The following is an 18,878-nucleotide window of genomic DNA, read 5'->3' as shown; positions in this document are numbered from 1 at the left end:
GCGGGCCCCGAAGGCCCCGCCGGTGCGTTCCGTGAGTGGAAACGGTTCAGCCTTCGGTCACGAAGTCGGAAATGGCATCGTCGAAGGTGATGAGCGCGCCGTCGTGGGCCGTGGCAAAGGTTTCGGCCTCACCCTTGCGCAGGAAGGTCGCGTAGTCCTCGCCGGCCTTGACCCAGAAAGCGGTCTTGCCAAAGAGCTTGAGCCCGGTTTCCACGTCATAGACATAGGTGGCGTTGAGCTTGGCGCCGGTGCCGGTCATCTCTGCCATCGCGGTCAGGAAGGCGGGCATGTCGGGATAGGACGAGATGCCGTCGCGCGCGTGCCAGATCTCCAGCGGCATGCCGGCATTGGCCTCGGCCGGATCGACCATCATTGCCTTGTCCGCCGCATAGTCGAGCCCCAGATCGGCATAGGCAGCCTTGACGTAATCCTCGGTGATCCATGCGTCGAAGTCGAGCGGCGGGATGGCCTTTTCCTTGACCAGAACGCCGTGGTTGAACTTCAGCGCGTCAACCCATTCCGTCTTGATCGTCGGATCAAGCGTCAGATGCCCGCCTTTGGAGAAATAGAGATAGAGCACCTCTTTCTCTACTCCGGTCCAGCCTTCCATCAGCGATACCGCCTTCATCGGATCCTCGCGAATCCACTCGCCCGCAGCCCAGACCGCCTTGATGAAGGCCTCGACCACCTCGGGATACATCTCGGCGAAATCCTGGCGCACGACCACGCCGTGCAGGTAAGGCACGTTGGTTTCCGAGCCGTCATAGATCTTGCGGCCGGTACCGCGGAATTCCATGATCTCCGACCACGGGCAGAAATCGGAATGCGCGTCGATCTTGCCGGCGGCGATATTGGCCGCACCCACGGCGGGCGACTGGTTCTTGAGCGCGTATTCCGCGCTGGGGATCGAATTGTCCTGCATCGCCTTGAGCAGCATCCCCCAGGCGGCGGAGCCCACCGGCGTCGAGACCGATTTGCCCTTGAGCTGATCGATCGAATAGATGTCGCTGCCCACCGGCACGACGATCGCGTTGCCCGACCCCTTGAGGTTGTAGCCCGTACCCGCGACATAGAGCGTGCGCAGCGACTCCGTTTCCTGGAACTTGGCGCCGTTCACGATCAGCGGGTAATCCCCCATCACGCCGAAATTGAGCTTGTTGGCGAGCATCTGGTTGGTGATCGGCCCGCCCGAGGAATAATCGGCCCAGCTGACATCATATTCGGCATCGGCATATTTGCCATCGGTCGGCAGGTACTTCTCCAGCAGGCCGAGCTCTTTGACCACGATGCCGGCGGTATAGGTATCGGTGCACATCGACTGGTGCCCGATGGCAATTGTGATCTTCTCGGCCATTGCCATCCCGCCGAGGGACGTCAGCCCCATGGCCAGAACGGCGCCGCGAAAGCAGCTTTGATGTTTCATCCTTACTCTCCTGTTGGTGCGCATCTGATGTGCTGTAGCTGAGTATCGGCGATGGAAACTCCGGCCTCCAAGCGCGGCGAAAGCCCGTTTTGGCGGGTTTCCGAAAATGTTTGAAATTTGTGCGCCATTCCCGGCTGGCGCGGCAAAAACTGCCGCTTACGCAACGTGAATCTGGTGATTCGAGGCGGCTCTACGATTCTATTTTATTGTTTAAAAACAAGTATATACGCGGAAATTTTCGGGCACGATTTGCCCGCCGATGCGTTCATCGGCAGGCAGGCGAAACCGCGATGGGTTCGGGTGCTAGGCGGCGCCTCTGGCAATCCGCTCCAGCGCCCAGCGGACGTTCTTGCGTACGTCCGGGTCGCTATCGTTTTCATGGTCTGCGAGGAAGACCACGCTCTCGGCCACGGCCAGTTCGCCGAGCACCGCCGCGCATTCCTTGCGCAGGTTCGGGATGGGCATGTTCATCATCGGCCCGATCCGCATCGCCGCCCCGCGCATGCCGAGTTTCCCCAGCGAACGGACAGCCTTGAGACGGACCTGCCAGAAATCATCCTCCAGCGCGCCCATGAGCGGCCCGGCGCAGCCGGGTGATCCGGATTTCGCCAGCGTCTCGGCCGCGCTTTCGCGGACCTGCCAGTCATCATCCCTCAGTGCGGCGATCAGCGCCTTTTCGGCGTAGTCCGAGCCGGAAAACCCGAACGCGGCAACGGCCGCGCGCCGCACGGCCGGATCGGTATCCGCCGCCGCCCTGATCAGCGCGGGCAGGGCAGCTTCGTCCTGCAGCCAGCCGATCACGCCAACGGCCGCGCAGCGCACCGCCGGCGACCCGCTTTCAAGCGCCTCGATGGCGGGGCCGAGCGCATCGGTGCGGCGCAATTCCTTGAGTCCGTTCAGACAGGCCACCTGAACGAACTCCGCCGGTGCGGTCAGCAGGGGAATAAGCGGCGTGCCGGCTTCGGGGTCTTTCAGCTCTGTCAGGCTCGTGGCCGCGGCCAGGCGCACCTTTTGATCATCATCCAAAAGCGCTCCGACAAGGGCCTCGGCCGTTTCCGGGCCATCGAAATCGGTCAGCCCCTGGGCGGCGAGCAGTCGCACGCCCGCATCCGGATCCCTGATCGCGCGGGCAAGATGGGGCAGCGCCGCGGGATCGGCGCTGTCGGTCAGCTCGATCACCGCCATGATCCGTGCGCCGGGTTCCGGATCGTCCAGCCCCTCGGCCAGATCCGCGATATCGTCAAAACCTTCGAAAACGCCGTTCATTCCCGGTCTCACTTCAGCAGATAGGGCAGATTGACGGTGACCGCGCCGGTGGGGCAATCGGCCTCGCAGGGCATGCAGTACCAGCACTCGTCATATTTCATGTAGGCGGTCTTGCCCGCGTCGGTCTCGGCGATGCGCAGCACGTCGAGAGGGCAGACATCGACACAGACCGTGCAGCCCTTGTCGGCGATGCAAAGCGCCTGGTCCACGGTCACGGGCACGGTTGTGGCGGTCTGGGCGAGGGGCATGGCGTGATCTCCTTATTCGGCCGCGACGCCGGCGCCGACGCGCTGGCGGCTATAGGCATCTTTCTCGTCCTCGCCGATCTCCACGACATAGGGCTGCACGGCCTGCTTGCGGCTGCTCGGCAGACCGTCGGCGCCCTTCGTCATGATCGTGTGGCAGAACCAGTTTTCGTCGTCTTTTTCGTATTCGACCCGGTTGTGATACAGCCCCCAGCGGCTCTCGGTGCGATAGAGCGAGGCGGCGGCGGCCATGTCGGCACAGTCCAGAATGGTCGATGCCTCCAGCGCGCGCATCAACTCATGCGCATCGCGCACATACATCGCGCTTTCCATATCGGCGCGCACCTCGGCAAAACGGCTCTGGGCAAGTTCCATCTTGGCGGTCACCTTCGGCGGCTGGAGATAGTCGTTTACCAGCCGGCGGGTCTTGTATTCGATCTGGTTGGGCGGAATACCGTCGTCGCGCTTGGTGGGCGCCAGAACACGGGTTCGCTCGGCCTCTACCATGCCCTGGTCGAAACCGGCGAAATCGACATCGGCGATGTAATCGACAGCGTCCTCGCCGGCGAAGGCCCCGTGCGTGAAGGCGCCGAGCATGTAGTTATGCGGCACGTTGGCCATGTCGCCCGCCGCGTAGAGCCCGGGAACCGTGGTGCGGGCGTTTTCATCCACATAGACCCCCGATGCCGAATGCCCCGAGCAAAAGCCGATCTCGGAAATATGCATCTCGATCATCTGCTTGCGGTAATCGGTACCGCGCCCGGCATGGAAATGCCCGCGGGTCGGGCGCTCGACGATATGCAGCACCCGTTCGATCTCGGAAATCGTCTCGCCCGCCAGATGGTTGAGCTTCAGGAACACCGGCCCCTTGCCCGATTGCAGCTCGTCAAAGAACTCCTGCATCATCTGGCCGGACCAGTAATCGCATTCGATGAACCGCTCGCCCGCGGCATTGGCGGTATAGCCCCCCATCGGCCCTGCGACATAGGCACAGGCCGGGCCGTTGTAATCCTTGATCAGCGGGTTGATCTGATAGCACTCGAGATTGGCCAGCCCCGCCCCTGCGTGATAGGCCATCGTGTATCCCTCGCCAGAGTTCGACGCGTTCTCATAGGTGCCATAGAGGTAACCGGATGTCGGCAGCCCGAGCCGCCCGGCGGCGCCAAGGCACATGATCACCGCTTTCGCGCGCACCACCAGAAACTCCGCCGTGCGCGTGTTCACGCAGATCGCCCCCGCAACCCGCCCGTCGCCTGTCAGCAGCCGTGTCGCCATGTAGCGGTTGGTGATGTTGATGCGGGCCTTGCGCAACTGCCGGTAAAGCGCCTTCTTCACCGTGTCGCCATTGGGCATCGGCAGCACGTAGGTGCCGATGTGATGCACTTTCTTGACGTCGTATTCGCCGTTCTGATCCTTCTGAAAGCGGATCCCGAATTCGTCCAGCTCCTGGATGATGCCGTAGCATTCCTGGGCATAGCGATAGACGGCGGCCTGATCGCAGATGCCGTCATTGGCGATGGTGATTTCCTTGGTATATTGCTCGGGCGTCGCGTGGCCGGGGATCACGCTGTTGTTCAGCCCGTCCATCCCCATGGATATCGCGCCCGAGCGTTTCACATTGGCCTTGTCGAGCAGGACGACATTGGCGGACGGGTTCTTTCGCTTGGCCTTGAGTGCGGCCATCGGCCCGGCCGTGCCGCCGCCGATCACAAGAATGTCGCAATCGATCTGGGTTATCCCGTCAAGAATCTCGTCCATCCCCGTCTCCTGAATCAAGCTGTGCGTCAAAGGTGCGCCGCGATGCGGCATGGCTTATGTCAATTACTTGTCATCGGGCCGTGACAATTCCCGCAGATAGGCAAACGGATAGATCGCGCGGTCATGACCATCGGAAAACCCGATGTTCAGCCCCGCCGCGCCGACCTGCTGCAACCGGGTGATCGTCAGATCGGGGGCGATCCTGATCTCGTTGAAGTCAATCACCTCGCGGCGGCTGGCGGCATCGCGTGCCGCCCGGCGCAGGGTGGCGGCGCTCAGCCGCGTCCGCCGCCCGTCGCTCCAGCGCAGGATCAGCGCCGCACCGTCGTCAACCGCCGCCACGTCCTCAAGCATCCTGTCCGCCTCCTTGTCCGGTTTTGTCCAGGATGGCGCGGCGCGACCGGGGCCAATAGCAATTTATTGACGGACGCGGCCTGCCGCGCGGTGCTCTACCGGGGCAACAACGAAAGGCTGCACAGATGACCTATGCCGTGACCGATAACTGTATCGGCTGCAAATATACCGATTGCGTGTCGGTCTGCCCTGTCGATTGCTTCTACGAGGGCGTCAACATGCTGGTGATCAATCCCGAGGAATGCATCGATTGCGGCGTCTGCGAACCGGAATGCCCCGCCGACGCGATCCGCGCCGATACCGATGAGGAAGGCGCGAAATGGGTCGCGTTCAACGCCCGCTACGCCAGCCTCTGGCCCGTTATCGCCGCGGCCAAGGAACCGCTCCCGGGGGCCGAGGCGAACGATGGCCTGCCGGGCAAGCGCGACACGATCTTTTCTCCCGACCCGGACCCCCAGACCGCCTGACAGGATTTCCCAGATGAACATGCAACGCCCCCAAACCCCGGCCCTGCCCGATGCCCAGACCGTCACCGCGGTCACCCACTGGACGGATACGCTCTTCTCCTTCCGCGTCACCCGACCGCGCAGCCTGCGCTTTCGCTCCGGCGAATTCGTGATGATCGGGCTTCCGAAGGAAGATGGAAAACCGCTTCTGCGCGCCTATTCCATCGCATCGCCCAGCTGGGACGAAGAACTGGAGTTCTATTCGATCAAGGTACCGGACGGCCCGCTGACCTCGCGCCTGCAACAGATCGGCGCGGGCGATCAGATCATCCTGCGGCCCAAGCCGGTCGGCACGTTGGTGCTCGATGCGCTGCTGCCCGGCAAGACACTCTGGATGATCTGCACCGGAACCGGCGTGGCCCCCTTCGCCTCGCTCCTGCGCGATCCCGATACCTATGCGCGCTACGAAAATGTGGTGCTGGCCCATACCTGCCGCAACACGGCCGAACTCGCCTATGGCCGCGCCGTCGTCACGGCGCTCCCCGACGATCCGCTGATCGGAGAGCAGGTCACCGGAAAGCTGCATTACTACCCGACCACAACCCGCGCGCCATCCGCCCGAGAAGGCCGGATCAGCGATCATATTCGCGATGGCCGCGTCTTCGGCGCCCTCGATCTGCCCGCATGGTCGCCCGCCGCCGACCGGGTCATGATCTGCGGGTCGATGGGGCTCAACACCGATATCATGAGCCTGTGCAAGGCCGCCGGCCTGGGCGAGGGTGCCAACAGCAAGCCCGCCGAATTCGTCGTCGAAAAGGCATTCGTCGAATAATCGGATATCAGCCCGCAAACCCGAAAAAACACCTTCCGTTTCTTCTCGGCCCAAATACTCATCCCCCGCCGGTCACAGGCGGCGGGGCCGGATGGTGCGCCTCACTCCGGAAGCAGCTTGCCGGGGTTCATGATGCCTTGCGGATCGAGCGCCGCCTTGATCTGCGCCATCACCGCCAGCGCCACGGGATCCTTGCGCCGCGCCATCGTGGATTTCTTCGACAGGCCGATCCCGTGTTCGGCCGAAAAACTGCCGCCAAGCTCCGCCACCACATCCTCGACCGTTTCGCGGATCGCGTCTTTCAGCGCCGCGTCATCGCGCGAAGGCCAGACCGCGTAATGCAGATTGCCGTCGCCCAGATGGCCCACGGTGATGGTTTCGGCGCCGGGGTCGATCCGGGGCAGCAGCACCTGCATCCGCTCCAGAAACGGCACCACCCCGTCCAGCGGCAGGGCGATGTCGCTGTCCACGATCGGGCCGCGCGAAAAGGTGATCTCCGCCGCCGCTTCCCGCCGCTCCCAGATTTCGGCGCGCTGCGCCTCTGACCGGGCGACGACGGCGTCCAGCACCGCGCCATCCGCCATCATCGCGGCCAGCGTTTCTTCCAGATGGGTAACGACAGGCAGGCTGCCGTCGGGCAGCGGCGTGGCATCGCGCGGGGCGGTGGCGCCGACCTCGACGAGGATGTTCACCGCATGCGGCGTGGCGAAGGGCGGGCGCAGGTCGGGGCGGCAGGCGGCCAGCCGCGCCATATAGTCGGCTGGCATGTATTCGAACGCCTCGACCGCGCCGCCGGTCTCGTCCTGCAGGCGGTTGAGCAGCATCAGCGCGTCGGGCAGGGCGGGCACCGCCACCATGGCGGTGGCATGGGCGCGCGGCTTGGGCATCAGCTTCAGCACCGCGGCGGTGATCAGGCCCAGCGTGCCCTCGGCGCCGATGAACAGGTCCTTCAGGTCATAGCCCGTATTGTCCTTGTGCAGCGCCCCCATCAGATCCATCACCCGGCCGTCGGGCAGAACGACCTCCAGCCCCAGGCACAGCGCGCGGGTGTTGCCATAGCGCAGCACGTTCGATCCGCCCGCGTTGGTGGAAAGCACGCCGCCGATCATCGCCGAGCCGCGCGCGCCGAAGAACAGCGGGAAGATCAGCCCCTGCGCCTCGGCCGCGTCATGCAGGGCAGACAGAATCACCCCGGCCTCGACAACCGCCACCCGCGCGCCGGGGCGGATGTCGCGGATGCGGTTCATCCGCTCGACCGAAATCATCAGCGCGCCCTCTGCAAATGTGCCACCCGCCAGCCCGGTGTTGCCCGCCACAGGCACCACCGGCAGGCGCGCGTCATGCGCCAGCCGCAGGATGGCGGCGGCCTCGTCCCGCGTGCCGGGGCGCAGAACGGCCAGCGGGGCGGAGCCGTAGGCGCCTGTCCAGTCGCGGCCATAGCCTGCGGCCATGTCGCCGGTCAGCACATGCGCCGGGCCGACGATCTGTTTCAGCTTTTCAAGAATTTCCACGGCATCCTCCGGGCGTTGCCGCGCAGCATCGAGGAATTGCGCGGGTTTGACCAGCGCGGCGCGCCTACCTGGCGCGGGCGATCAGCTCCAGCACGCCGGGGCCGATGGCCGCGACAATCAGATCGACGCCGCGCGCGTTGGGATGGATGCCGTCAGGCTGCATGTAAAGCCGCATGGCGCCCTGCAGATCGGCCCTGGCGGCGATGGCGGACAGGAAGTCTTCGTGCAGCAGCGTGCCGTAAGCGGCGGCAAGGTCGGGATAGATCGCGTCAAAGGCGGCCTTGTAGCTTGGCCCATAGTTCCCCGGCGCCGAAATCCCGACCAGCAGGACGGGCACGTCCCTGTCGCGCGCGGCGTCGAGGATACCGGCAAGGTTGGCGCGGCTGACGGCGGGATCGATCCCGCGCAGCATGTCATTGCCGCCAAGGGCCACGATCATCGCATCCACCTCGTCGCTCAGCGTCCAGCCGACGCGCGACAGCCCGCCGGCGGTGGTGTCGCCCGACACGCCGGCATTCAGCACGGTCACATCGGCGCCATTGTCGCGCAGCCAGGCCTGAAGCCGGGGCACGAAACCCTGTTCCTGCGGCAAGCCATAGCCCTGGGTCAGGCTGTCGCCCAGCGCGGCGATGGTGACGTTTCCGGCGATTGCGGGGCCGGCCAGCAACAGCAGGGCCACAAGCGCCGCCGCGTGCTTGTCCAGCCGGCGCTTTGCCCCATATCGGCTGAAAGGAAAACCAGACAGAAAGCCCGCCATGGCCGCGCCGATCCTCGCTTTGAAAGATGTGACCCTGACCCTGAAAGGCAATGCCGGTGCGGTGGAGATTCTGCACGGCGTCTCGCTGGACGTGCAGCGGGGCGAAACGCTGGGGCTGGTCGGGCCGTCGGGATCGGGCAAATCGTCACTCCTGATGCTCATGGGCGGGCTCGAGCGTGCCACCTCGGGCACGGTCATGGCAATGGGCCAGGACCTGACCGCGATGAACGAGGATCAGCTTGCCCGCTTCCGCAGGCAGCATATGGGGGTGGTGTTCCAGTCTTTCCACCTGATCCCGACCATGACCGCGCTGGAAAATGTCGCCACGCCGCTGGAACTGGCGGGCGCGCCCGACGCGTTCGAGCGGGCCGAGGAAGAGCTGCGCGCGGTCGGGCTGGCCACACGGATGGATCATTACCCCGGCCAGATGTCGGGCGGCGAACAGCAGCGCGTGGCGCTGGCCCGCGCCGCGGCGCCGCGGCCGGACACTCTGCTGGCCGATGAGCCCACGGGCAATCTGGACGGCGCCAATGGCGCGGCGATCATGGATCTGCTGTTCGGCCTGCGCGACCGGCACGGCGCGACCCTGGTTCTGGTGACACATGCGCCCGAACTTGCGGCGCGCTGCGACAGGATCGTCGGGTTGCTCGACGGGCGTGTGGATCGCGCCCGCAAGGCGGCGGAATGAGCGTCGCCGTCGCCGCCCGGATCGCGCGGCGCGAACTGCGCGGCGGGCTCAGCGGGTTCCGCGTGTTTCTGGCCTGCCTGGCGCTTGGCGTTGCCGCGATCGCGGCGGTGGGTTCGGTGCGCGAAAGCATCCAGGACGGGCTGCGCAGGAACGGCGCGGTGCTGCTGGGCGGCGATGCGCAGATGTCTTTCACCTATCGCTCTGCCGACGCGGCGGAACGGGCCTGGATGGCCGGGATCGCCACGCGGGTGTCGGAGACGGTGGATTTCCGCTCGATGGCCGTGGTCGAGCGCGATGGCGTGGCCGAACGCGCGCTGACAGAGGTAAAGGCCGTCGACGGGCTTTATCCGCTCTATGGCGCGGTGGAGCTGGAACCGGCGCTGCCGCTGGACGCCGCGCTGACCGGCGACGGCGCGGTGATGGCGCGGGTGCTGGCCGACCGGCTGGGCCTGTCGGTGGGCGACGGATTCCGCCTGGGAGAAAAGGCGTTCACGCTGCGCGCGATCCTGATCCGCGCGCCGGATGATGCGGCGGGCGGCTTCGGCCTCGGCCCGCCGACGATCCTGCGTCGCGCGGCGCTGGAAGGCGCGGGCCTGTTGGCGCCGGGCACGCTGTTTGACACCGATTACCGCCTCGCGCTGCCCGCCGGCGCCGATCTGGCGGCGCTGGAGGCAGAGGCCACGCGCCGCTTTCGTGACAGCGGGATGCGCTGGCGCGACAGCCGCAACGCCGCACCGGGGATGACGATGTTCGTCGAGCGCGTGGGCGCGTTTCTGGTGCTGGTCGGGCTGGCGGGGCTGGCGGTGGGCGGGGTTGGGGTATCGGCCGCCGTGCGCGCCTATCTGGATGGCAAGACCGCGGTGATCGCCACGCTGAAAACGCTGGGGGCCGAGGGGCGCACCATCTTCATGGCCTATCTGATGCAGATCGGGGTGCTGGCGGCGTTGGGCATCGGGCTCGGCCTTGTGCTGGGCGGGGCGGTGCCGCTGTTGCTGGCGCCGTTGATCGAGGCGCAGCTGCCGGTGCCCGCCGACATCCGCTTTCATCCCGGCCCGCTGGCCGAGGCGGCGCTTTACGGCGCGCTGACGGCACTGCTGTTCACCCTCTGGCCGCTGGCGCGAACGGCCGAGGTGCGGGCGGCGGCCCTGTTTCGCGATGCCTCGGGCCCGGTGCGGGCGATGCCGGGGCCGCGCGTCCTGGCGGCGCTGGTGGCCCTTGCGGCGCTGCTGGTCGGCGCGGCGGCGGTGCTGTCGGGCGTGCCGGATCTGGCGCTTTGGGCTGCGGCGGGCATCCTGGGGGCGCTGTTGCTGCTGGTGGCGGCCGCGCGGGCGGTGCGCTGGCTGGCGCGGCGCGGCGCGCGGGCAAAGGCGTTGCGCGGCCACAGCGCGCTGCGGCTGGCGCTTGGCGCGGTCGGCGGGCCGGGGGGCGAGGCAACGTCTGTCGTGCTGTCGCTGGGCCTTGGCCTGTCGGTGCTGGCGGCGGTGGGGCAGATCAACGCCAATATGCAGGCCGCGATTGCCGAGGAGCTGCCGGGCGTGGCGCCCTCGTATTTCATCGTCGATATCCAGCCCGACCAGTTGCCCGGCTATCTGGCGCGGGTCGAGCGTGACCCCGGCGTTCACAAGGTACAGACCGCGCCGATGCTGCGCGGGGTGATCACCCGCATCAACGGCCGCCCCGCGCGCGAGGTGGCCGGCGATCACTGGGTGCTGAACGGTGACCGGGGCGTGACCTCTTCGGACAGCGCGCCCGAGGGCACCGTCATCACCCAGGGCGCATGGTGGCCCGAGGGCTATGACGGCCCCCCGGTGATGAGCTTCGCCGACGAAGAGGCGCGCGAGATGGGGCTGAAGCTGGGCGATGCGGTGACGGTGAACATCCTCGGCCGCGACATCACCGCAACGATCACCAGTTTCCGGGTGGTGGATTTTTCCACCGCCGGCATCGGCTTCGTGCTGTCGATGAACCCCGGCGCGCTGCAGGGGGCGCCGCATACCGCAATCTCGACGATCTATGCCGACGCGGCCGCCGAGGCGCCGCTGTTGCGTGATCTCGCGGCGGCCTATCCCAACATCACCGCAATCCGGGTGCGCGACGCGATCGACCGGGTGTCCGAGGTGCTGCGCGGACTGGCCGCCGCCGTCACTTATGGCGCGATGGCCACGCTTGTGACCGGCCTCTTCGTGCTGATCGGCGCCGCCGCGGCGGGCGAGCGTGCGCGGGTGTTCGAGGCGGCGGTGTTGAAAACGGTGGGGGCGGTGCGTGGCCAGGTGCTGGCCTATTTCGCCCTGCGCTCGGCCATCCTCGGGGCGGCGGCGGGGCTGGTGGCTGTCTTCGCGGGCGGTCTGGCCGGCTGGGCGGTGATGACCTTCGTGATGGAGGCGGATTACACGTTCGAGCCGGTATCGGCGCTGCTGATCGTGTCGGGCGGGGTGCTGGCGACACTGCTGGCCGGGCTGGGCTTTGCCCTGCGTCCCCTGGCGGCGCGCCCCGCGCGGGTGCTGCGCGCGCGCGAATGAAATGACATGACCGGGCCGCGCTAGGCCCGCGCGCCGAAGCGTGACACCACCACCGGCAACGCGAAGGTCAGGAAGATCAGCCGGAACACGTGATGCGCCGCCACATAGGCCGGGTTCGCATCCATCAGCACCGACATGGCCATCATCGTTTCCAGCCCGCCGGGGGCAAAGGCGATCAGAACCGTCACCACCGGCAGATGGATCAGCCGCGCCACGATAACCGATGCGGCAAGCGAGGTGAGCGCGGCAAATCCGGTGAGCAACGAAGTCGCGCCGAAGGATTGCGCCACCATGCGGAAGGTGATGCCGGTGAAACGGGTGCCGATCAGCGCGCCCATGATCACGAAAGCCGGAAGCGACAGCCAGCGCGGCACCGCCCCTTCGGTGATCCCGGCCCCGTGTGCCACCGAAGACACCGCCATCCCGCCCAGCAGCAGCGCGGCGGGCACCCGCAGGCGCGTGAAGGCCAGCCCCGCGAGACCCGACAGCGCGGCCAGCACCGCAAGCGCCGGCAGCGACATCGCCGTGCCGGTCTGGCGCATCGCGGGCAGCGGGTGGTCGGCCAGCAACGGCGCGACGAAGGGCACCAGCAGCGTGAGCAGCAGCACCCGCATGGTCTGGATCATCGTCACCCTCGGCAGGTCGGTCTTCATGTCGCCCGACAGGCTGATGACAAAGCTCAGATGGCCGGGCGTGGCGGCCAGCAGCGATGACATCCTGTCCATCCCGAACACCGCGCGCAACAGCCACGCGCCGCCGACAAGGATGACCGTGACCGACAGGCAAAGCATCAAAAGGCTGCCCGGCCACTGTGCGGCGGTGGCGACGGCGGCAGGGGTGACAGACGTGCCCATGTTGATTCCGATCACCAGAAAGATCGCATCGCGCAGCCGGTCGGGGATCACCGCGCGCAGCCCCAGAAGCGCGGCGAGGGTGACGCAGAATGCGGGTCCGGTCAGGAACGGCGCGGGCACGTGCAGAAGATAGGCCAGGCCCGCGCTGAGGGCGGCGATCGCAAGGGTGCGCAGGGTGATCCACATGCGCGAACGCGCCTCCTGGTGGTTGACGTGGCCAAGCAACAGCGCGCCTGCGCCGATGTCAACGTTAGCGCGCCTGCGCCGATGTCAACGTTTTGCCGGTGCCGCGCGACGGTTTCGGCGGTTGCTCCCGCGCGCGGTTCCGCTATCATGCCCGGCGACCAGAGGCGATACCGCCGCCCGGCAATACGGAGCCCCGCGCATGACGATCGAAGCCCCCGAAACCGAAGTTGTAAGCACCTGGCGCGTCGCCTGCGACGGGGGCGAGGGGGCGCTTGGCCATCCGCGCGTCTGGCTGATGATTCCGCAAGACGAAGGCTTCGTCGAATGCGGCTATTGCGACAAGAAATTCATCCACGAAAGTTTCGCCGACAAGGTGAAGTGAGGCGGGCATCTCATCGCTCCCTTCCGGGCGCTCTTCGACCCGGGCGTTGAGCAGAGCGAAGAGCCGCCCCCTGTGAAGGGAGCACCCCCAATGGCATTCGGCAAAGGCTGCCATCTGCATCTGATCGACGGTTCGGCCTTCATCTTCCGCGCCTTCCACGCGCTGCCGCCGCTGACGCGCAAATCCGACGGGCTGCCGATTGGCGCCGTGGCCGGGTTTTGCAACATGATCTTCAAATATGTCGAAGACAACAAGGGCCCCGACGCGCCCACCCATGTGGCGGTGATCTTCGACAAGGGCAGCCACACCTTCCGCAACGATCTTTATGATCTCTACAAGGCCAACCGCGAAGACATGCCCGAGGATCTGCGCCCGCAGATCCCGCTGACGCGCGAGGCCACGCGCGCCTTCAACATCGCCTGTATCGAAAAGGAGGGCTACGAGGCCGACGACATCATCGCCACCCTGACCGTGCAGGCACGCGACGCCGGCGGGCGGGTGACGATCATCAGCTCCGACAAGGATCTGATGCAGCTTGTCGGCGGCGGGGTCGAGATGCTGGACGCGATGAAGAACAAGCGCATCGGCGTCGAGGAGGTGGCAGAGAAGTTCGGCGTCGGCCCCGACCGCGTGGTGGATGTGCAGGCGCTGGCCGGCGACAGTGTCGACAACATCCCCGGCGCCCCCGGCATCGGGATCAAGACCGCCGCGCTTCTGATCAACGAATATGGCGATCTGGACAGCCTGCTGGCCCGGGCCGAAGAGGTCAAACAGCCCAAGCGGCGCCAGACCCTGATCGAAAAGGCCGATCAGATCCGCCTGTCGCGGCAGCTTGTGCAGCTCGACGCGCAGACGCCGCTTGATTTCACGCTGGACGCGCTCGAGGTGCAGGAGCCCGACCCCGACGCGTTGCTGGGGTTTCTGGGGCAGATGGAGTTTCGCACGCTCAGCAAAAGGGTGGCCGAGAACCTCGGGGTCGCGCCGCCCGCGATCCCCGACACCAACCCGGCGGGCGCCAACCCCAGCGCTGAACCCGACGCGCCGGAAAACCTGCCCTTCGTGCCCGAAGGCTATGAATGCGTCCGCGATGCGGCGGCGCTGGGCCTGTGGATCGAGCGCGCCAATGCACGCGGCTGGGTCGCGGTCGATACCGAAACCACCAGCCTGGATGAAATGCGCGCCGATCTGGTGGGGATCTCGTTGTCGGTCGAGCCTGGGCAGGCGTGTTATATTCCGCTGGGCCACAGGGATGGCTCGGACGATCTGTTCGGCTCGGACAATCTGGCCGAAGGGCAGATGCCGCTGAATGCCGCGCTGGATCTGCTGAAGCCGCTGCTGGAAGACCCGGCGGTGATGAAGATCGGCCAGAACATGAAATACGATGCGAAGATCTTCGCGCGCTACGGGATTCAGGTGGCCCCGATCGACGACACGATGCTGATGTCCTATGCGCTCAATTCGGGCCTGCACGGGCATGGCATGGATGCGCTGTCGGAGCGCTATCTGGATCACGTGCCGATCCCGATCAAATCGCTGCTGGGCAGCGGCAAGTCGGCGATCACCTTCGACCGGGTGCCGATCGGCGACGCGGTGAAATACGCGGCCGAGGATGCAGACATCACCCTGCGCCTGTCGCAACTGTTCAAGCCGCAGCTGCATCAGCGGCGGGTGACCACGGTGTACGAGACGCTGGAACGGCCGCTGGTGCCGGTGCTGGCCGAGATGGAAATGGCCGGCATCAAGGTGGACCGCGACACGCTGAGCCGGATGTCGAACGCCTTTGCCCAGAAGATGGCGGGGCTGGAGGCCGAGATCCACGACCTGGCCGGCCAGAGCTTCAACGTGGGGTCGCCCAAGCAGTTGGGCGAGATCCTGTTCGACAAGATGGGGCTGGAGGGCGGCAAGAAGGGCAAGACCGGCGCCTATGCCACCGGCGCCGATGTGCTGGAGGACCTGGCGGCCGAGGGGCACGACCTGCCCGCGCGGGTGCTGGACTGGCGCCAGCTGTCGAAGCTGAAATCGACCTATACCGATGCCTTGCAGGACCATATCAATCCCGAGACGGGCCGGGTGCATACCTCCTACATCCAGTCTGGGGCGAACACCGGGCGGCTGGCCTCGACCGATCCGAACCTGCAGAACATCCCCGTACGCTCCGAAGAGGGCCGCCGCATCCGCGAGGCCTTCGTGGCCGAGACGGGCAAGGTGATCGTGTCGCTCGACTACAGCCAGATCGAGCTGCGCATTCTGGCCCATGTCGCGGGGATCGACGAGCTGAAACAGGCGTTTCGCGAGGGGCAGGACATTCACGCCCTGACCGCGTCCGAGATGTTCGACGTGCCGCTCGACGAAATGACGCCGGACATCCGGCGGCAGGCCAAGGCGATCAACTTCGGGGTGATCTATGGCATTTCGGGCTTCGGCCTGGCGCGCAATCTGCGCATACCGCGCGGCGAGGCGCAGGGCTTCATCGACCGTTATTTCGAGCGGTTTCCCGGTATCCGGGAATATATGGATGACACGGTGAAATTCGCCAAGGAACACGGGTTTGTCGAGACCCTGTTCGGGCGCAAGATCCACACGCCCGAGATCAATGCCAAGGGCCCCGGCGCCGGCTTTGCCAGGCGCGCGGCGATCAACGCGCCGATCCAGGGCACGGCGGCGGATGTGATCCGCCGGGCGATGATCCGGATGCCGCGGGCGACCTGCGGGCTGCCCGCGAAGATGCTGCTGCAGGTGCATGACGAATTGCTGTTCGAGGTGGAGGCGGGCGCGGTGGACGATACCATCGCGGTTGTGCGCAAGGTGATGGAGGGGGCGGCGATGCCCGCCGTAAAGCTGGACGTGCCGCTGACGGTGGATGCGGGGCAGGGGGCGAACTGGGCCGAGGCGCATTGAGGGCGGTTCCGGACCGGTTTGTGCCGCGCGCCCTGTCGGGCGCGCGGGTGCCTCCGGCGGGGATATTTGCGGAAAGATGAAGGCGGGGGTGCGGCGTTCTTTGCACCCCTGCGCGCTTGTAATCGGGCCGAGGCTGTCGGATAGCTGGTGCCAGCTTTGGAGTTGATGCGGCCCTTGCCCCACGATCACCATCATCATCACCATATCGATCCGGGTGCGGGCGACAGGCGCGTGGCCTGGGCGGTGGTGGTGAACATGGCGCTGACGCTGGTGCAGATTGTCGGCGGGGTGCTTTCGGGCTCTCTGGCGCTGATCGCCGATGCGATCCATAATTTTTCCGATGCGGTTTCGCTGATCATCGCGCTGGTGGCGCGGCGGATCGCGCGGCGGCCGCGGGACGCGCGCATGACCTTCGGCTATGGCCGGGCCGAGGTGGTGGCGGCGCTGGTGAACTATACCACGCTGTTTGTCATTGCGTTCTATCTGATCGCCGAGGCGGTGATGCGGCTGCTCGATCCGCCGGGGGTGGAGGGCTGGACCGTGGTCATCGTGGCCGGTGTTGCGCTTTTGGTGGACGCTGTGACCGCCGCGCTGACCTATGCGATGTCGAAAGACAGTGTGAACATCCGCGCCGCGTTCCTGCACAATCTCGCGGATGCGCTCAGTTCGGTCGCCGTGATCTTTGCGGGCACGCTGATCCTGATCTATGACTGGCGGCTGATCGATCCGCTGGTGACGCTGGGGATTGCCGGGTACATCCTGTGGCATGCCGGGCGCGAGGTGATGCCGGTGGTTCGGATCCTGATGCTGGGCAGCCCCGCCTCGCCGGATATCGCGGCGGTTCGGGCCGGCGTTGCCGCGCAGGAGGGGGTCGAGGATATCCATCACACCCATCTGTGGCAGATCGATGAGCACAGGACCGCCTTCGAGACGCATCTTGTGGTGCGCGACGGCGCGGATTTCGCCGAGCTGACCGAGCGGATCAAGACGATGCTGGCCGAACGGTTCGGGATTTTTCACGCGACGCTGGAGCTGGAGACGGCCGCCTCTGGCTGTGCCGATCAGCGGCGGCCTGACTGAGGCTGTCAGTCCTGTCTGATCAGGCGGTGAACAAGGCGCCGGGCGATCGGGGCCACAACCAGCACCGCCGGGAAGGCCACCAGCCAGGACGTCAGCCAGGCGCCGATCCAGAGGCCGGGAAAGCTCTCGACAAGGCCCGTCGTGCGGGCGGTGGCGATACCCGACACCAGAAAGGACATCAGCCCCGACAGAACCAGGCCGAAGACGACGAATTCAAACCGTTTGGGGATCATGGGAGCCTCGTGTTGCCGCGCGCAGTATGGCGCGGCGCGGCGGGTCTGCAACCCTCGAGTCAGCTCGGCGCGCGGTAAAACCATGCCAGCCCGGCCGTGGTGGTGCCCGCCGGATGATATTCCGCGCCGACAAAGCCGTCATAGCCGCTCTGGGCAAGCTGGCCGAAGAAGGCGGTGTAGTCGATCGTGCCGCCGGCTGGTTCGTGCCGGCCCGGGGCACCGGCGATCTGCACATGCCGGGTGATCGGACCGAAACGCGCCCACAGGGCCGTCAGATCGCCGTGGATGCGGTGGGCGTGATAGGCGTCGAACTGCAGGGCCAGGTTGGGGGCGCCGACCTCGGTGATGATCCGGGCGGCGGCGGCGAAATCGTTCAGGAAATAGCCCGGCATGTCGGCGCGGTTGATCGGTTCGATGGTCAGGCTCTGGTCGGGGGCGTGGCGGGCGGCCCAGGCCAGATTGTCGATCAGGCAATCGCGGGCGGCGCTGCCGGCGCTCAGGCCGGACATGATGTGGATATGGGCCGGGCGCAGCTCTTCGGCATAGCTGAGCGCCAGATCGAACTCATCGCGGAAGCGGCCGGTCTCTCCGGGGATCGCCGCCACCCCGCGCCCGCCCTCGGCCCAGTCATGCACCGGCGTGTTGAACAGCGCCAGGTCGAGCGTTTCGGCATCCAGCCAGGTACGGATGTCATCGATGGAATGGGCATAGGGAAACAGCATCTCCACGGCGCCGAATCCGGCGGTGCGGGCGGCGGCGAACCTGTCGGGGAAGGCATGCTCGGTGAACAGAAAGCTTAGATTCGCGGCAAAGCGGAACATTTTTCAGCGCAGTTCCGCCGATGGGATGATCGGAAAAAACACCCCGCCGGACCACAGGCCGAACCAGCTTTGCCCCTCATGCGGCGCATGGCTGCCGATATCGACCAGCCGGTAAAAGCTCTTGCGGTCGATCAGCGCCTCGAGGTTGGCGCGGATGGTGACGTAGGGCGAGGGTTCGCCGGTTTCGGAATCGCGCGCCACCCGGATCGGGTGGTCGGGGCCGGCGGTGGCGGCATCGCCGACATGGGTGAAGAAGGTGATATTCTGCTCTTTATCAGCGCCTTCCGTTTCGAAATCCTGGGCGACGAAGGGGGCATCCTCGACCGTGATGCCAACTTTTTCCACCGGGGTGACGAGGAAATAGTCTTCGCCGTCCTTGCGCAGAATCGATGAAAACAGCTTCACTAGGCCCGGACGGCCGATCGGCGTGCCAAGATAGAACCACGTGCCGTCCCGCGCGATACGCATGTCGAGATCACCGCAGAACGGCGGATTCCATAGATGCACCGGCGGCGGCCCCTTCTTGCCCGCCTGTTTTGCGGCGTCTGCCAGATTTTCCACTGTCGGTTTCACGATCATTTGTCCGCTACTGCTTTTTGCCATTTGTGCCCGGCGCCATACTTGC

General features: G+C 66.1%; 18 protein-coding genes. 7 read left to right on the top strand and 11 right to left on the bottom strand.

What is annotated here, in order from left to right; genetic code table 11:
- Window positions 1–46: 46 nt before the first annotated feature.
- From TQ29_RS14740 to TQ29_RS14720, 5 genes are all read right to left on the bottom strand, one after another.
- Window positions 47–1,423: an ABC transporter substrate-binding protein gene (locus tag TQ29_RS14740; protein ID WP_054539769.1), complete on the bottom strand. Its 1,377-nt coding sequence runs from the start codon at window positions 1,421–1,423 to the stop codon at window positions 47–49.
- A gap of 303 nt (window positions 1,424–1,726) precedes the next feature.
- Window positions 1,727–2,689 carry a HEAT repeat domain-containing protein gene (locus tag TQ29_RS14735; RefSeq protein WP_054539768.1) on the bottom strand — a complete coding sequence of 321 codons (963 nt, stop codon included), beginning with the start codon at window positions 2,687–2,689 and terminating at the stop codon, window positions 1,727–1,729.
- 8 nt (window positions 2,690–2,697) lie between these two features.
- Window positions 2,698–2,937 (bottom strand): ferredoxin family protein, encoded by a 240-nt coding sequence (locus TQ29_RS14730; protein WP_037209808.1) that lies wholly within the window; start codon window positions 2,935–2,937, stop codon window positions 2,698–2,700.
- A 12-nt stretch (window positions 2,938–2,949) separates the two neighbouring features.
- Window positions 2,950–4,692 (bottom strand): fumarate reductase/succinate dehydrogenase flavoprotein subunit, encoded by a 1,743-nt coding sequence (locus TQ29_RS14725; protein WP_037209810.1) that lies wholly within the window; start codon window positions 4,690–4,692, stop codon window positions 2,950–2,952.
- 63 nt (window positions 4,693–4,755) lie between these two features.
- Window positions 4,756–5,046: a gamma-butyrobetaine hydroxylase-like domain-containing protein gene (locus tag TQ29_RS14720; protein ID WP_082386670.1), complete on the bottom strand. Its 291-nt coding sequence runs from the start codon at window positions 5,044–5,046 to the stop codon at window positions 4,756–4,758.
- A gap of 125 nt (window positions 5,047–5,171) precedes the next feature.
- Here TQ29_RS14720 and fdxA point away from each other — a divergent pair, with 125 nt between their 5' ends.
- Complete coding sequence (gene fdxA, locus TQ29_RS14715; RefSeq protein ID WP_054539767.1) at window positions 5,172–5,513, top strand: ferredoxin FdxA; 342 nt, start codon at window positions 5,172–5,174, stop codon at window positions 5,511–5,513.
- A gap of 13 nt (window positions 5,514–5,526) precedes the next feature.
- Complete coding sequence (locus TQ29_RS14710) at window positions 5,527–6,324, top strand: ferredoxin--NADP reductase (RefSeq protein WP_054539766.1); 798 nt, start codon at window positions 5,527–5,529, stop codon at window positions 6,322–6,324.
- A gap of 101 nt (window positions 6,325–6,425) precedes the next feature.
- Here the strand turns inward: TQ29_RS14710 and TQ29_RS14705 are convergent, their stop codons facing one another.
- Complete coding sequence (locus TQ29_RS14705) at window positions 6,426–7,835, bottom strand: FAD-binding oxidoreductase (protein WP_054539765.1); 1,410 nt, start codon at window positions 7,833–7,835, stop codon at window positions 6,426–6,428.
- 64 nt (window positions 7,836–7,899) lie between these two features.
- Window positions 7,900–8,592 (bottom strand): arylesterase, encoded by a 693-nt coding sequence (locus TQ29_RS14700; protein WP_082386669.1) that lies wholly within the window; start codon window positions 8,590–8,592, stop codon window positions 7,900–7,902.
- On the opposite strand from TQ29_RS14700, the gene TQ29_RS14695 reads away from it, so the two are divergent.
- Complete coding sequence (locus TQ29_RS14695) at window positions 8,591–9,280, top strand: ABC transporter ATP-binding protein (protein WP_054539764.1); 690 nt, start codon at window positions 8,591–8,593, stop codon at window positions 9,278–9,280. The genes TQ29_RS14700 and TQ29_RS14695 overlap by 2 nt on opposite strands.
- Complete coding sequence (locus TQ29_RS14690; RefSeq protein ID WP_054539763.1) at window positions 9,277–11,799, top strand: ABC transporter permease; 2,523 nt, start codon at window positions 9,277–9,279, stop codon at window positions 11,797–11,799. Before TQ29_RS14695 ends, TQ29_RS14690 begins: the two co-directional genes overlap by 4 nt.
- A 20-nt stretch (window positions 11,800–11,819) precedes the next feature.
- On the opposite strand, the gene TQ29_RS14685 is transcribed toward TQ29_RS14690, so the two are convergent.
- Window positions 11,820–12,839 carry an AbrB family transcriptional regulator gene (locus tag TQ29_RS14685; protein ID WP_054539762.1) on the bottom strand — a complete coding sequence of 340 codons (1,020 nt, stop codon included), beginning with the start codon at window positions 12,837–12,839 and terminating at the stop codon, window positions 11,820–11,822.
- Between the two features lie 199 nt (window positions 12,840–13,038).
- Here TQ29_RS14685 and TQ29_RS14680 point away from each other — a divergent pair, with 199 nt between their 5' ends.
- The 3 genes from TQ29_RS14680 (at window position 13,039) to TQ29_RS14670 (ending at window position 17,199) form a co-directional block, all read left to right on the top strand.
- On the top strand, window positions 13,039–13,221 hold the full coding sequence (locus TQ29_RS14680; RefSeq protein WP_037209363.1) for a zinc-finger domain-containing protein: 183 nt from the start codon (window positions 13,039–13,041) through the stop codon (window positions 13,219–13,221).
- 90 nt (window positions 13,222–13,311) lie between these two features.
- On the top strand, window positions 13,312–16,119 hold the full coding sequence (gene polA, locus TQ29_RS14675) for a DNA polymerase I (RefSeq protein WP_054539761.1): 2,808 nt from the start codon (window positions 13,312–13,314) through the stop codon (window positions 16,117–16,119).
- A gap of 174 nt (window positions 16,120–16,293) precedes the next feature.
- Window positions 16,294–17,199: a cation diffusion facilitator family transporter gene (locus tag TQ29_RS14670; protein WP_054540468.1), complete on the top strand. Its 906-nt coding sequence runs from the start codon at window positions 16,294–16,296 to the stop codon at window positions 17,197–17,199.
- Window positions 17,200–17,204: 5 nt separating this feature from the next.
- Here the strand turns inward: TQ29_RS14670 and TQ29_RS14665 are convergent, their stop codons facing one another.
- The 3 genes from TQ29_RS14665 to TQ29_RS14655 are packed head-to-tail and all read right to left on the bottom strand — an operon-like array spanning window position 17,205 to window position 18,832.
- Window positions 17,205–17,432: a DUF2798 domain-containing protein gene (locus TQ29_RS14665; protein WP_037209367.1), complete on the bottom strand. Its 228-nt coding sequence runs from the start codon at window positions 17,430–17,432 to the stop codon at window positions 17,205–17,207.
- 59 nt (window positions 17,433–17,491) lie between these two features.
- A complete protein-coding gene (locus tag TQ29_RS14660) occupies window positions 17,492–18,253 on the bottom strand; it encodes a hydroxypyruvate isomerase family protein (RefSeq protein ID WP_054539760.1) in 762 nt (253 codons plus the stop codon).
- A gap of 3 nt (window positions 18,254–18,256) precedes the next feature.
- Entirely contained in the window at window positions 18,257–18,832 is a 576-nt protein-coding gene (locus TQ29_RS14655; protein ID WP_369817412.1) for a DUF1285 domain-containing protein, read from the bottom strand.
- Between the last annotated feature and the right edge of the window lie 46 nt (window positions 18,833–18,878).

Source organism: Actibacterium sp. EMB200-NS6 (assembly GCF_001305615.1).
GTDB lineage: Bacteria > Pseudomonadota > Alphaproteobacteria > Rhodobacterales > Rhodobacteraceae > Actibacterium_A > Actibacterium_A naphthalenivorans.
Note: the sequence above shows the minus strand (reverse complement) of the source record. Positions and strands in the feature narration are given on the sequence as shown.

What these genes read in the sequence shown, in the direction of transcription:
- TQ29_RS14660 (WP_054539760.1), bottom strand. Translation starts at nt 18,253, where the DNA reads ATGTTCCGCTTTGCCGCGAATCTAAGCTTTCTGTTCACCGAGCATGCC.
- TQ29_RS14735 (WP_054539768.1), bottom strand. Translation starts at nt 2,689, where the DNA reads ATGAACGGCGTTTTCGAAGGTTTTGACGATATCGCGGATCTGGCCGAG.
- TQ29_RS14725 (WP_037209810.1), bottom strand. Translation starts at nt 4,692, where the DNA reads ATGGACGAGATTCTTGACGGGATAACCCAGATCGATTGCGACATTCTT.
- TQ29_RS14700 (WP_082386669.1), bottom strand. Translation starts at nt 8,592, where the DNA reads ATGGCGGGCTTTCTGTCTGGTTTTCCTTTCAGCCGATATGGGGCAAAG.
- TQ29_RS14720 (WP_082386670.1), bottom strand. Translation starts at nt 5,046, where the DNA reads ATGCTTGAGGACGTGGCGGCGGTTGACGACGGTGCGGCGCTGATCCTG.
- fdxA (WP_054539767.1), top strand. Translation starts at nt 5,172, where the DNA reads ATGACCTATGCCGTGACCGATAACTGTATCGGCTGCAAATATACCGAT.
- TQ29_RS14680 (WP_037209363.1), top strand. Translation starts at nt 13,039, where the DNA reads ATGACGATCGAAGCCCCCGAAACCGAAGTTGTAAGCACCTGGCGCGTC.
- TQ29_RS14730 (WP_037209808.1), bottom strand. Translation starts at nt 2,937, where the DNA reads ATGCCCCTCGCCCAGACCGCCACAACCGTGCCCGTGACCGTGGACCAG.
- TQ29_RS14655 (WP_369817412.1), bottom strand. Translation starts at nt 18,832, where the DNA reads ATGATCGTGAAACCGACAGTGGAAAATCTGGCAGACGCCGCAAAACAG.
- TQ29_RS14710 (WP_054539766.1), top strand. Translation starts at nt 5,527, where the DNA reads ATGAACATGCAACGCCCCCAAACCCCGGCCCTGCCCGATGCCCAGACC.
- TQ29_RS14665 (WP_037209367.1), bottom strand. Translation starts at nt 17,432, where the DNA reads ATGATCCCCAAACGGTTTGAATTCGTCGTCTTCGGCCTGGTTCTGTCG.
- TQ29_RS14690 (WP_054539763.1), top strand. Translation starts at nt 9,277, where the DNA reads ATGAGCGTCGCCGTCGCCGCCCGGATCGCGCGGCGCGAACTGCGCGGC.
- TQ29_RS14740 (WP_054539769.1), bottom strand. Translation starts at nt 1,423, where the DNA reads ATGAAACATCAAAGCTGCTTTCGCGGCGCCGTTCTGGCCATGGGGCTG.
- TQ29_RS14685 (WP_054539762.1), bottom strand. Translation starts at nt 12,839, where the DNA reads ATGTGGATCACCCTGCGCACCCTTGCGATCGCCGCCCTCAGCGCGGGC.
- polA (WP_054539761.1), top strand. Translation starts at nt 13,312, where the DNA reads ATGGCATTCGGCAAAGGCTGCCATCTGCATCTGATCGACGGTTCGGCC.
- TQ29_RS14695 (WP_054539764.1), top strand. Translation starts at nt 8,591, where the DNA reads ATGGCCGCGCCGATCCTCGCTTTGAAAGATGTGACCCTGACCCTGAAA.